The sequence below is a fragment of the Burkholderia torrens genome, from assembly GCF_984668525.1.
Genome location: NZ_OZ480212.1, coordinates 3,029,298 through 3,042,047 on the forward strand (window position 1 = coordinate 3,029,298; position 12,750 = coordinate 3,042,047).

At 65.7% G+C, this 12,750-nt stretch carries 10 protein-coding genes; 5 read left to right on the plus strand and 5 right to left on the minus strand.

The window, feature by feature from the left end; all coding sequences use genetic code 11:
* Positions 1-382: 382 nt before the first annotated feature.
* The 3 genes from mqo (at position 383) to dbpA (ending at position 3,883) form a co-directional block, all read left to right on the plus strand.
* Positions 383-2,026, plus strand: a complete 1,644-nt coding sequence (gene mqo / locus AC5LXX_RS29825) for a malate dehydrogenase (quinone) (RefSeq protein WP_493412141.1) — start codon at positions 383-385, stop codon at positions 2,024-2,026.
* Positions 2,027-2,291: 265 nt separating this feature from the next.
* Positions 2,292-2,489, plus strand: coding sequence for a hypothetical protein (locus AC5LXX_RS29830; protein WP_124454371.1), 198 nt, complete (start codon positions 2,292-2,294; stop codon positions 2,487-2,489).
* On the plus strand, positions 2,486-3,883 hold the full coding sequence (gene dbpA, locus AC5LXX_RS29835; RefSeq protein ID WP_493412142.1) for an ATP-dependent RNA helicase DbpA: 1,398 nt from the start codon (positions 2,486-2,488) through the stop codon (positions 3,881-3,883). The genes AC5LXX_RS29830 and dbpA overlap by 4 nt, the downstream gene beginning before the upstream one ends.
* Before the next feature lie 50 nt (positions 3,884-3,933).
* Here dbpA and AC5LXX_RS29840 read toward each other — a convergent pair whose 3' ends face one another.
* Positions 3,934-4,758, minus strand: coding sequence for a phosphate/phosphite/phosphonate ABC transporter substrate-binding protein (locus AC5LXX_RS29840; protein ID WP_493412143.1), 825 nt, complete (start codon positions 4,756-4,758; stop codon positions 3,934-3,936).
* A gap of 243 nt (positions 4,759-5,001) precedes the next feature.
* On the opposite strand from AC5LXX_RS29840, the gene AC5LXX_RS29845 reads away from it, so the two are divergent.
* On the plus strand, positions 5,002-6,027 hold the full coding sequence (locus AC5LXX_RS29845; protein WP_493412144.1) for a fatty acid desaturase: 1,026 nt from the start codon (positions 5,002-5,004) through the stop codon (positions 6,025-6,027).
* A 175-nt stretch (positions 6,028-6,202) separates the two neighbouring features.
* Positions 6,203-7,411 carry a benzoate/H(+) symporter BenE family transporter gene (locus tag AC5LXX_RS29850; RefSeq protein WP_493412145.1) on the plus strand — a complete coding sequence of 403 codons (1,209 nt, stop codon included), beginning with the start codon at positions 6,203-6,205 and terminating at the stop codon, positions 7,409-7,411.
* A 154-nt stretch (positions 7,412-7,565) separates the two neighbouring features.
* Here AC5LXX_RS29850 and tssJ read toward each other — a convergent pair whose 3' ends face one another.
* The 4 genes from tssJ to tssA form a co-directional block, all read right to left on the minus strand.
* Entirely contained in the window at positions 7,566-8,093 is a 528-nt protein-coding gene (tssJ, locus tag AC5LXX_RS29855; RefSeq protein ID WP_493412146.1) for a type VI secretion system lipoprotein TssJ, read from the minus strand.
* A gap of 143 nt (positions 8,094-8,236) precedes the next feature.
* Positions 8,237-9,379, minus strand: coding sequence for a type VI secretion system baseplate subunit TssG (gene tssG / locus AC5LXX_RS29860; protein WP_493412147.1), 1,143 nt, complete (start codon positions 9,377-9,379; stop codon positions 8,237-8,239).
* Positions 9,343-11,157, minus strand: coding sequence for a type VI secretion system baseplate subunit TssF (gene tssF / locus AC5LXX_RS29865; protein ID WP_493412148.1), 1,815 nt, complete (start codon positions 11,155-11,157; stop codon positions 9,343-9,345). The genes tssG and tssF overlap by 37 nt, the downstream gene beginning before the upstream one ends.
* 9 nt (positions 11,158-11,166) lie before the next feature.
* Positions 11,167-12,747, minus strand: a complete 1,581-nt coding sequence (gene tssA, locus AC5LXX_RS29870; protein ID WP_493412149.1) for a type VI secretion system protein TssA — start codon at positions 12,745-12,747, stop codon at positions 11,167-11,169.
* Between the last annotated feature and the right edge of the window lie 3 nt (positions 12,748-12,750).

Sequence of the window (12,750 nt, forward strand, 5' to 3'; positions counted from 1 at the left end):
CCCCACAAAAACAGGGATATTCGTCGTCTGCGACACGTTGTCCGAGTTCGGTTATATTACGCGCCCCTTGCCACCCCGCCCCCGCACAAACGCGTCGCGCGCGGCCCCTTTTCATGCAGCCTGAAGCGCTTTCCGCCGAGGCTTGCCACAAGGGCCCGGGCGCGTTGCGCACTCTCGCGACGCAGGCGCTTGCCTGCCCGCTGAAGCCGATCCGAAGGTGTCCTTCCGAACGGCTTCGCGTGCGCAAATGCAACGGCGCGCAGCGCCGATCCGGAATTCCGGATTCGCGGTCCGGATCTCCGGACCCCTATGCCGGCGCAACGGAACCGCACGCCGGGCGGCATGGCAAACCGATGCATTCAAGTTGAAAAAGGGATCTGCTGTGATCAAAACGTTACGGGTAATACTGTCGGCGCTCGCGCTGTGCGTCGCGACATCGTCCGCGCACGCCGCCGATACGAAGAAGGTCGACGTCCTGCTGGTGGGCGGCGGCATCATGAGCTCGACGCTCGGCGTCTGGCTGCACGAGCTTCAACCTGACTGGTCGATGACGATGGTCGAGCGCCTCGACGGCGTCGCGCTGGAAAGCTCGAACGGCTGGAACAACGCCGGCACCGGCCACTCGGCGCTCGCCGAACTGAACTACACGCCGGAGAAGGCCGACGGCAAGGTCGACATCTCGAAAGCGATCGAGATCAACGAGTCGTTCCAGATCTCGCGCCAGTTCTGGGCGTGGCAGGTCAGGCAGGGCGTGCTGAAGAACCCGCACTCGTTCATCAACTCGACACCGCACATGAGCTTCGTGTGGGGCGACGACAACGTCCGCTTCCTGAAGAAGCGCTACGAAGCGCTGCAGGCGAGCCCGCTGTTCCGCGGGATGCAGTATTCGGAAGACTACGACCAGATCAAGCAGTGGGTGCCGCTGATGATGGAAGGCCGCGACCGCAACCAGAAGGTCGCGGCAACGTGGACGCCGATCGGCACCGACGTGAACTTCGGCGAGATCACGCGCCAGTTCGTCGGCTACCTGAAGACGCAGCCGAACTTCACGCTGTCGCTGTCGAGCGAAGTGCGCGAGATCACGCGCAACGCCGACGGCACGTGGCACGTGTCGTGGGTCAAGCTGCACTCGGACGAACCGCCGCAATCGGTCGACGCGAAGTTCGTGTTCATCGGCGCGGGCGGCGGTGCGCTGCACCTGCTGCAGGCGTCGGGCATCCCCGAAGCGAAGGACTACGGCGCATTCCCGGTCGGCGGCTCGTTCCTCGTGACCGACAACCCCGACGTCGTGAAGCAGCACCTCGCGAAGGCGTACGGCAAGGCGTCGGTCGGTTCGCCGCCGATGTCGGTGCCGCACCTCGACACGCGGATCATCGACGGCAAGAAGATCATCCTGTTCGGGCCGTTCGCGACGTTCTCGACCAAGTTCCTGAAGAACGGTTCGTACTTCGACCTCGCGAAGAGCACCAACCTGCATAACGTTGCGCCGATGATGCACGTGGGCGTCGACGAATTCCCGCTGGTCCAGTACCTCGCCGGCCAGCTGATGCTGTCCGACGACGACCGCTTCAACGCGCTGAAGGAATACTTCCCGAACGCGAAGAAGGAAGACTGGCGCCTGTGGCAAGCCGGCCAGCGCGTGCAGATCATCAAGCGCGACCCGGTCAAGGGCGGCGTGCTGAAGCTCGGCACCGAGATCGTCGCATCGCAGGACGGCAGCATCGCAGGCCTGCTCGGCGCGTCGCCGGGCGCATCGACGGCCGCGCCGATCATGCTGAACCTGATGAAGAAGGTGTTCAAGGACAAGGTCGCGACGCCCGAGTGGCAGCAGAAGCTCCGCCAGATCGTGCCGAGCTACGGCACGAAGCTGAACGACAGCCCGGCGAAGGTCGTCGAGGAATGGACCTACACGAGCGACGTGCTGCAACTGTCGCCGCCGCCGAAGATCGACCTCGGCATGCCGTCGCAGCCGGCCGGCAACGCGCCGGCCCGCCCGGCGAAGGCGTCGGCCGACATGGCGCTGTAACGCGTCCGGCCCCGTTTTGCCGCACCATACGGCCGCCCTCCGGGGCGGCCGTTTTTCTTGGCGGGCACGGGCGGATATCCCGTGCCGGTCGCCCGCTTCCGCTAGAATTGCGGCACGCGCGACCCTGTCGCCGCCCGATCCATCATCCGCATCGACGCAACCCAAGCGACGCCGGTGCGGCCCGCGCCCGAGCCGCGCGAGCGCCGCCCGCCGTTGCCGCGCCCGCCCGGGCGCGCCATCAACCGAATTCAGCTGGAGAAAGACCGTGTTTACCTGCCGAAACCAGAGCTGCGGCACGCAGTGGGAACAGTCCGACGTCGTCATCAAGGACGAAGGCCAGGGGCTGCTGTTCCGCTGCCCGCTGTGCGGCGCGCGCAACTACCTCGAACGCTTCGAAGACGACGAAGGCACGGTCGTCTACGAGCAGATGGAAGGCCGCCCCTACCTCGGAGACCTGTCTTGACGCAACCGACCGCCACGCCGTTCAGCGCGCTGCCGCTGACGCCCGCCACGCTCGCGAACCTCGCGCAGCTCGGCTATGTCGACATGACGCCGATCCAGGCCGCGAGCCTGCCGGTCGCGCTGGCCGGCCAGGACCTGATCGCACAGGCGAAGACGGGCAGCGGCAAGACCGCCGCGTTCTCGCTCGCGCTGCTCTCGCGCCTCGACACGCGCCGCTTCGACGTGCAGGCGATGATCCTGTGCCCGACGCGCGAGCTCGCCGACCAGGTCGCGCAGGAAGTGCGCCGCCTCGCCCGCGCGGAAGAAAACGTGAAGGTGCTGACGCTGTGCGGCGGCACGCCGATGCGCCCGCAGGCGCAGAGCCTCGAACACGGCGCGCACATCGTCGTCGGCACGCCGGGCCGCATCATGGATCACCTCGACCGCGGCAACCTGAAGCTCGACGCACTGAACACGCTGGTGCTCGACGAAGCCGACCGGATGCTCGACATGGGCTTCTTCGACGACATCGCGAAGGTCGCACGGATGTGCCCGACGACGCGCCAGACGCTGCTGTTCTCCGCGACCTATCCGGACGGCATCGCGAAGCTGAGCCAGCAGTTCCTGCGCAATCCGAAGGAAATCAAGCTCGTCGAGCGCCATGACGACAGCAAGATTCGCCAGCGCTTCTATGAAGTGACCGAGAACGAGCGGCTGCACGCGGTCGGCCAGTTGCTAAACCACTACCGGCCGGTGAGCACGATTGCGTTCTGCAACACGAAGCAGCAGTGCCGCGACCTGCTCGACGTGCTGCATGCGCAGGGCTTCCATGCGCTCGCGCTGCACGGCGAGCTCGACCAGCGCGAGCGCGACCAGGTGCTGATCCAGTTCGCGAACCGCAGCTGCTCGGTGCTGGTGGCGACCGACGTCGCCGCGCGCGGGCTCGACATCGCGCAGCTCGAAGCGGTGATCAACGTCGACGTGACGCCCGACCCCGAAGTGCACGTGCACCGCATCGGCCGCACGGGCCGCGCGGACCAGGACGGCTGGGCGCTGAGCCTCGCGAGCATGGACGAGATGGGCCGCGTAGGCGCCATCGAACAGGCGCAGAAGCGCGAAGTCGAATGGCATCCGCTCGCCGAACTGAAGCCGGCGGACGACAGCGTGCTGCTGCCGCCGATGGAAACGCTGCAGATCCTCGGCGGGCGCAAGGACAAGATCCGCCCGGGCGACGTGCTCGGCGCGCTGACCGGCGACGCCGGGTTCGACGGCAAGCAGATCGGCAAGATCAACGTGACTGAGTTCTCGACCTATGTCGCGATCGAGCGCGGCGTCGCCCACGACGCGCTGCGCAAGCTCAACGCCGGGAAGATCAAGGGCAAGCGGGTCAAGGTCCGGTTGATGGACGAGGAGTAAGCGGGCCGCAGTGCGGGCGGTCGAAGCACCGCCGCGCGCCGCCCCGTATGTCACCTGAGCTCGGGATAGCCGTGCGAGACGGCTCCCCGCTCGAACCGCGCAATCGCGTCGTAGTCGGCCGGCGACAGCCGTTCGAACCCCTTCAGCCTCAGCACGCGCGCACGTTCCGCATCGGCGGCCGCCGCGCGATCGAGCGCATCCTGCAACGCGCCGACCTGTGTTTCCGGCAGCGCGCGCGATGCGATGAACGGCAATCCCGGCGCGGAAGCCGTCGTGCCGATGATCCGGATGTCCTTCAGCAGCTCGGGCAACGCGTCGCGCACATAGGCAAACGTCACGCAGTCGATCGCCGCGCAGTCGGCTTCGCCCGACGCCAGCGCGCGCAGCACGTTCAGGTGCGAGCCGAACGGCGTGACCGATCCGAAAAACCGTCCGTCGTGCGCATGCGGTGCGACCGCATGCCGGAACACATTCATCCCGCTGTGTGAATCCGCGCCGTTGTATGCGGCGCGCAGCCCGCGACATGCGGCGAGCGTCGTCGCGCCGCCCGCATGCACACGTGCCGACACGACCAGCACGCTGCTGTAGTGCGCCCCGTCGCAGCCGTCCGCGTCGAAAACCGGCGTCGCGATCAATCGCACGACGTCGCGCAACCCGAGCATCCGGTACGGGTAGCCGCAAGTCTGTGACAGCAGCAGGTCGTCGCGCCGCCATAGCGCGTGCAGGTCGTCGAACGGCGCGTCGGGCCGTGCGACGTCGGCAGGGCCGCCCGCGTTCGCGAACGCATCGAGCGCGTCGCGCAACAGCGCGCGCCACAGTGCGGCGTGGCGCGGCGTCACGTTGTACATCGGCAGTACTGCGATCCATGGGTTCATGCGGGCATTTTACGCATCTGCGTCGGCCCCCGATGCTTATCGGCTTCGTCACGATAAGCAAATGCGAATCGATTGGTTGGCGTCGCCGCCCCGCCCCGGTACCGTTCGAAGGCCTGCCGGCACCGCCACGTGCGCGATGCCGGGCAGGCCGACCGTGATCCGCGAGACACCTGCGCACCCGGGCCGAGCGCACCGGTTCCATCGCTCGTTCCCCGCATTGCCCGATCCATCCGCCTCAACGCCATGGCCGAATACTTCGACGTCGATCATGCGCGCGCGATTGCCGCGCTCGACGCCCGCTTCACTGCCCGCACCGAGTGGCCGACCTGGCTGCTGGTCGGCGTCATCTACGGCGGCTGGCTCGCCGTGCTGCTGCTCGTGCGCGACGGGCACCTGTCGCTCGTGGCCGCGACGCCGCCGCTGATCCTGCTCGGCGCATGGCATCTGTCGCTGCAGCACGAACTGCTGCACGGCCATCCGACGCGTTCCGCGTTCGTGAACAAGCTGCTCGGCTATCCGCCGCTGACGGTCTGGTATCCGTACACGCTGTATCGCGATACGCACCTCGACCATCATCGCGACGAGGACCTGACCGTGCCGGGCGTCGATCCGGAAACGAACTACGTGACACGCGAACGCTGGGCGCGGCTGTCGCGCTGGTGCCGGGCGCTGACGGTCGCGCGCAAGACTTTCATCGGACGAATCGTCGTCGGGCCGCCGCTCTCCGTCGTTTCGACGGTCGCCGACGCGTTCGGCGCGTTTCGGCGCGGCGACTTCCGCTATCTGCCGATGTGGGCGATGCACGTTGCCTGCGTGGTTGCGCTGCTCGCGTGGCTGCAATGGGCGATTGGCGTGCCGTGGTGGTATTACCTGCTGGCCGTCACGTGGCCCGCGCTGTCGCTCGCGATGATCCGCTCGCTATACGAGCACCGCGCCGCGCCGCATCCGAAGGCGCGCATCACGATCAACGAAGCCGGCTTCACGATGCGGCTGCTGTACCTGAACAACAACTACCACCTCGTTCATCACGACCTGCCGAAGCTGCCGTGGTACGACCTGCCGCGCGCGTACCGGATGCGACGCGACGCGTATGCGCGCAAATGCGGCGGCTTCGTGATCCGCGGCGGGTATCGCGCGCTGCTCGCGCGCCATGCGTGGACGCCGACCGATCCGCCCGTGCATCCGTTCGACGAAGGCACGGCATCGCTGTCGACGGGCAGCGGCGTGAAGGTGGCCGTGGTCGACAAGGTGCTGCAGATCAGCACCTGACGGGCCGCGGGGCCACCGATTCGGCCGCTTCCGCGCTAATTCTTACGAAAAGCCGACAACGCCCGCGAATTGCCAATTGCACCGGCAATGCCCAGAATGACGGCTCATCCGGGGCTTCCAACAATCATCCGCCCCGGCTCAGCCTCGCGGCCGCGCGCCGCACGCCCCGACGACGATGCAACCGAACTCCCCGCCCGGCGCGATCCGCACGATCGGCAACGACTGGTCCGTTTCCGCGATCACCGCGGGCTTCCTCGCGGTCCTGATTTCCTACGCGGGCCCGCTCGCGATCTTCTTCCAGGCGTCGCAGGCCGCGCATGCGTCCAACGAAATGGTGTCGTCGTGGGTGTGGGCGATCTCGATCGGCGCGGGCGTCTCGGGCCTGTTCGCGAGCTGGAAGATGAAGGTGCCGGTCATCACCGCGTGGTCGGCGCCCGGCACCGCGCTGCTCGTCGGCCTGTTTCCGCAACTGACGCTCAACCAGGCCGTCGGCGCGTACATCACGGCTGCGCTCATCATCCTGCTGATCGGCGTGACCGGCTATTTCGACAGGCTCGTGCGCCACATTCCGCGCGGCATCGCGTGCGGGATGATGGCCGGCATCCTGCTGCCGTTCGGCATGCATGCGTTCTCCGCCGCGTCGGATCAGCCCGTGCTCGCGTTCGGGATGATCGCGGCCTACGTGATCTTCAGGCGCGTGCTGCCGCGCTACAGCATCGTGCTCGTGCTGCTGACGGGCGCCGCGCTCGCGACGCTGCTCGGGATGACGCATCTCGGCAACGTGTCGCCGAGCATCGCGCGGCCGATCTTCATCGCGCCCGAATGGACGCTCGGCACGACGCTCAGCCTCGCGCTGCCGCTCGTCGTCGTCAGCCTCACCGGCCAGTTCCTGCCGGGGATGACGATCCTGCGCGTGTCCGGCTATCACACCCCGGCGCGCCCGATCATCACCGCGACCAGCGTGATGTCGCTCGTCGTCGCGTGCTTCGGCGGAATCACGATCGTCGTTGCCGCGATCACCGCGGCGCTGTGCACCGGCAAGGACGCGCACGAGGATCCGGACCGGCGTTATATCGCGGGCATCGCGAACGGCGTGATCTACCTGATCGGCGGGCTGTTCGCGGGCACGATCGTCACGGTGTTCTTCGCGCTGCCGAAGGCATTCGTCGCGATCCTCGCGGGGCTCGCGCTGATCGGCGCGATCAGCGCGAACGTGCACGGGATCTTCGAGGACGAGAACCATCGCGAAGCGTCGGTGATCACATTCCTCGCGACCGCGTCGGGGATGACGTGGCTCGGGCTCGGGTCGGCGTTCTGGGGGATCGTGATCGGGTCGGTGGCGTATGGGGTGTTGAACAGGGTGCGGGGACGTCAGCGGAATTGATGCACACGCATGAGCCGTCCTCGAACACTCGCGGCAATCCCTTCCCGGGCACGGGTTCGTCGGCTCTCGCGATTCGGTTCATCGAGTGCGCGGGTCGTGTCAGGTCATGTCCTTTGCATTTCATGGATCGTCACGACGCCTGGCCAGCCAGGCACTACCTCGATGTGTTGCGAATAGCGCCGCTGGCCAACAGAAGCTGATCGACAAGCTCGAGTTTCAACGGCTTGTCCGCGTCGAGCTTCTTCTTTTCGATCACGTACTTCCACCCGTCGCCGTTGCCCGGGTTGCGGTAGAACGCCACGATCGCGACGTATTTCGTATCGGCCTGCATCGGCTGCGTAAGGCTTGCCGACGCCCCCGGATTCAACACCGCGGCAAGGTTGGCCTGCAGGTCCTGTGCAAGCACCGTCCGGTCATTCTTCAGCAGGTCCTCGTAGGACGCACCATCGAACATCTTGCGGTCCTTCAACTGATACACGCGCACCGCGACCGACGTCGCGCGGCCGGCGTCATCGGGGTTCAGTGCCTCTCGGGCGGACAGATCGACGTTGAGCACCTTGACCTGCTTGAAGAAAACAGCGTGATACGCGCTCGACGAGGCGTCCGAGACGGACTGCCAGGCGCCGCATGCGGACAGCACCAAGACGGACAGGAAGGTTGAAACAGCGAAACGGATGGACATCGATGCTCCTCAGCAATGCATGGTGTAGGTCATCAGCGTATAGAGGCCGAGCGTTGCCGGCCCGACGCAAAGCGCAAGCCGATCGCAGCAAAACGGATGCAACGGCTGATCCGAAAAATCAGAAGGTCATGCGTCATGTCTGATCAAGCATGCGACGCGGCAAGGTATGGATTCCGGATCGGCGCAGGAAAAGCCTCGTAGACACCGAGCGCAATATTGACGATCCGTTCCTCATCAGCGGGCAGCACGGTAGTCCAGCCGAGCCGAGGCGCCGGCCCGGCGTTTCCCTGACCGATCGCCGGTTCCGGCGCGTATCGCGACGACACATCCATACGCAGGTGTACGTCCGCCTTGACACCGACATATAACTGCACAAAGGCCATCAAATCGCGATGCAACCCTGCACCCGGCAATAGGTCCTGCGCCTGCCGAGCATCGGCCGGGCGTAACGTCACACGTACCGCCCGACTTCGATACGCCATCCGCTTTCCCAATACGTAACCTCCGCCCAACCCTTTACGTTGACTGGTTCCCGACTTCCCAACAGCAGGCCCGGCGCCGGTAAGCGGCCGCGGCCGCCCCGTCGACGTCACGACCGGCCAGAACTCGTCGACTCGAACCTCGACTCGCGGGATGGCCAGCGCAACGACGCCCGCCAGCCCCTCCGGCGTGCGAGTGCGCTGAATCAGGAGCCCCAGCAGTGCCAGCATCCGTGAATCAGGCAGGCCGGCGCGCTTCGGCTTGTCGCCCCAGCCGAACCCGGCCAGACACAACAGGTTGCGCGAATGCGCATCGATACCGCCGGGCCTGAAGTGCTCGGGATAGCGATACTTCCGCCAGGCGCGATACAGCAACGTGACGTACCGGTGATTGAACTGGTCGAGAAACGCCTCGACCGCCTCGTGCCCTTCCTCACGCAGCACGATCTCGTCGATCAGGTACGACGGCATCGCCGCATCGACGCCGTACAGCCCCATGAAAGTCGTGCGCACGGTCGGCGGTGAACCGGGCCCGAACGTGTCCGATCCGTCATCGAATTCGACCGACGCGACCTCACTCGCCGGAAAACCCATTCTCGGACGCGGCCGGAAGCGAACCGGTTCATGCCCGAGCGCATCCCGTGTACCGAACCCCGGCCGATCGGGAAAACGCACTTCGAGCAACCGGCAAAGCTGCATGAAGTTCATCCGTGGTGCGCGCGCCAGGAGCAAGGCGACCAGCGGATCCAGATTCGGGAAGTCGTGCAGTTTCATAGCGGCGCCCGCTCGGCCTTGCTGCGTGGCCATTCGATCCGAGCCTGCGACGGCAGGCTGACGATCTCGAGCTTCGTGAACAGGTTAATATCCGCGTAGAGCGCGAAGAAGCGATGCAGCAGTTCGCCGAACAGCATCACGTCACCGTCCCCGGCGAACGCATGGCTGTCGAGCGTGACCTCGATCAGCACGCCCCGCTCGACCGAGCCACCCGACACTTCCTCGATCAGTGCCTGTGACACCCACAGGATGCCCGCGAGCCGTCGACGGTTCAGCTCGTCGTCCGTCCAGTCGTATAGCGCGAGCGCCCCACGCAGCACTTCCGCGTTCATCATCGACAGGAAGTTCGGCGCCAGGTGCGACAGCACACGCCACTGGAACCGGTCTTCCGTCGGCGGATACAGCGGCAGCGTCGGCGAGACGAGATTGCGTACCCCGGTGATATTCTGTGAACTGGTCGAGAGTTCGTCGAGACTGGCTTCCCGCAGCCCCTTGCGCGGCAGCAACCCGTTCGTGCCCGTCACGCGCAACGACAGGCTTTCCTCGGGCAGCGCCTCCATGGTTTCCCATGCATGACCACCGAGCACCACCCACGTTTCGTGCAACCCCGCCACGCCCGAGCGCACGCGCGAATGGAAATACCGCTCCGGCGCCTCGTGGCGCAGCATGCCACCGCGATGGCGGAACGTCGCAAACGGTACGTATTCATATCGCTCGGCCGTCTCGTGGTCGAATGCCTCGATCGCGTCGACGGAATACGTTTCGACATGCTCGCCTTGATGCCCCGCCGGCACCACGCGATATTCGGTTTCGTGATGATCGATCTCGATCGGCTCCGCATCCAGCTCGAACAGGTTGATCACGGGCGAGCAGAATAGCCGCACGTTTTCTGCGCTGAAGCGCTGGTCCGACGGATAGGTCTGCGTCAGCACGATCTCCAGCTCGAACCGGGTGGTACGTTCGGGCAGCTTCGTGACGTCCAGTCCGCAAAGATCCACAAACAGGAATTTCTCGCGGAACGAGAAATATTCGAGCAGCAACTGATAGCCGGAGAACGCCGCATCGGCCTTCGGCCACAGTCGTTCCTCGGCCGAGAAGCCGGCCGGCTCGATCGTGACGCCGGCGAGCGGCATCGCCTCGCCGTCGCGGATCTCAGGAATGCGCAACTGAATCGTGTCGACCTGGCGCGTGAGCGCAAGGTGCATCGCGAACGCTGTCGGCAGATCCGCATTCAGGTACAGGCGCAACCGGGACAGATCCGTTTCCATCGGGCGTGCCGACCCGCCGAGCGAGAAGCCGAGCCGGATCACCGAACGGCCGTCGTGGCGCACGGTCGGCGCGGCATGCGTCACCGTGACCGGTTGCAGCGTGACCGCTTGCGTGGTCCTGTAGATGCATTGCACGGTCTTCGGCGACAAACCTTCCGAGCTGGCCGGCGACGGTACGGCGATCGGCGCGGAGCGAATAGATACGCCTGCCGGCACGACTTCGGTCTTCTGAAGCTTTTCCGATAGCGGGATGAGTTCCACGACCGACAACGACGGGATCATTCGCAAATAGTGCGGCCATAGCAGGCTGACCAGCCCTTCCGTCAGCTCCGGCAACTCGTCGTCGAGCTTCTGCCGAAGGCGCCCGGTCAGGAATGCGAAACCCTCGAACAGCCGCTCGACGTACGGATCGCGATCGCCGACACGGTCGAGGTTGAGCAGCCGAGCGCGATCAGGATGCGCCTTCGCGAATTCCTTGCCGGACTCGCGCAAATAGCGCATTTCGGCTTCGTAGTAGCGCAGGATGGGATCGTCGTTTGCCATGAATTCTCGTTACGAAAGAGTCAGCGCCCGAGCCGGGTCGAGCACGGTAAGTTCCGCCTGCAGTTCGCCGATGCGGCGCGCGAGCGTCGGTTTGTCGGCGTCCTTGCGGTTGCTCGTCGCTTTCAACGCTCGCACGAGTTGCTGCTTGACCTCGAACGCCAGAGCAGGCTCCCAGCGCATCACCGGCAGCGAGCGTGACGACGTGTCGAGTTCGACCAGCAACGCAAGGGCCGTATCAGGTCGTCCCGCGTGATCGGCCACGCGCGCCATCACCAGCCGCTGCAGGAAGCGGTGACGCTCGGTCTTCAGGCCGGGCAGCGCATCGAGCCACGCGAACGCGGCCTCGACGCCGTCGCGCGCGACCAGCTCGCGAGCCTGCGCCTCGATCTCCGGCCAGTCGCCCGCATCGCCTTCGCCGTCCGCGGATAACGGCAACGGCGCAACGGTCTCGCCCGCTTCGAGGTCGCGCACGACCGCGTGGCGGGCGATCCACTCGAGCGTCGCGTCGTCGGAGAATGGCGTGCCGTCGCTGAACGAAAGCCGCTCGATGCCCGGCAATCGCTCGAGGAACAACGCAAAGTCCGTGCGCAGCACTTCGCTCCATGCGTGGTAGGGCGCGCCGACGTGATCGAGCGCGGCGTGCTGGAAGTACTGCAGGTCGAACCACAGGTGATTCACGCCTTCCATGAACGCCCCTTCGACGCGCTCGAGCAGTTCGTGCCACTGCTTCTGCAGCACGAGCCGCTTCAGCTGCTGGCGCAACTCGGCACGTGGCGGCGTCAGACGCGTGTGCGACGCGGTATCCGACGGCGGCAGGTCGTGCAAGGTGTCCCACCGGACGCTGCGCGCGATACGCACCGACGGCAAATAGCCGTTTTCCTGATCGCGCAACCATGCCGACATCGCACGGGCATGATCGAGCAGGTCGCGCGCCGATGCGATCGATCCGCTCGATACGCTTGTCGAAGCGGGCGTCTGCGGCATCGCCATGTCCGGACTCACGTTGCGAACCGGTTCATTCTTGTTCCCGAAACGGGCAGCAAGCGGATGCAGGTTCGGACGGGCCGCGTCGGACCATGTACCTGTACGCGTGACGAGCACGTCGAGCGCCGCAATCGCGCGCTCGAGATCCGCGGGGGCGAAGTCTCCGCGGCTGTCCAGCGTTTCGATCATTCGCGCAGTCGACAGCATTTCCAGCGCTGCGCGCTTTGCCTCGGCCCGCGCAGGCAGCAAGGTCTCGCCGAACCAGTCGACCAGTGAAGCAGCCAGCTCGAGTCCGTCGGCGAACCCGGCGGGACCATCCTGACGCAACCGCGCAAACGCGTAGTAGCCGACCAGACGCAGATCCTTTCCGGTTTCCTTGAGAAGCTGTTCGCATGCGCGGGTAATCAGCCCGTCGTCGATTCCGGACAGCTTGGTTGCTTCGTCCTTCAGTTCGAAGAATGCATCCTCGTAGCCGGGATCGCGGCCGTGCGCGTGCTCCCCCGGTATCGGGGCAAGCCATGCCGCCCAGGTATTCCGGCGCGCTTCGTGCAGCGAATCGATGCGTGGAACGCCGATGAGTGTCTTTACGAAATTGGCTAGCGTCATAGC

What these genes read in the sequence shown, in the direction of transcription:
- AC5LXX_RS29850 (WP_493412145.1), top strand. Translation starts at nt 6,203, where the DNA reads ATGCAACCGAACTCCCCGCCCGGCGCGATCCGCACGATCGGCAACGAC.
- AC5LXX_RS29845 (WP_493412144.1), top strand. Translation starts at nt 5,002, where the DNA reads ATGGCCGAATACTTCGACGTCGATCATGCGCGCGCGATTGCCGCGCTC.
- tssA (WP_493412149.1), bottom strand. Translation starts at nt 12,747, where the DNA reads ATGACGCTAGCCAATTTCGTAAAGACACTCATCGGCGTTCCACGCATC.
- AC5LXX_RS29840 (WP_493412143.1), bottom strand. Translation starts at nt 4,758, where the DNA reads ATGAACCCATGGATCGCAGTACTGCCGATGTACAACGTGACGCCGCGC.
- tssF (WP_493412148.1), bottom strand. Translation starts at nt 11,157, where the DNA reads ATGGCAAACGACGATCCCATCCTGCGCTACTACGAAGCCGAAATGCGC.
- tssG (WP_493412147.1), bottom strand. Translation starts at nt 9,379, where the DNA reads ATGGCCACGCAGCAAGGCCGAGCGGGCGCCGCTATGAAACTGCACGAC.
- tssJ (WP_493412146.1), bottom strand. Translation starts at nt 8,093, where the DNA reads ATGTCCATCCGTTTCGCTGTTTCAACCTTCCTGTCCGTCTTGGTGCTG.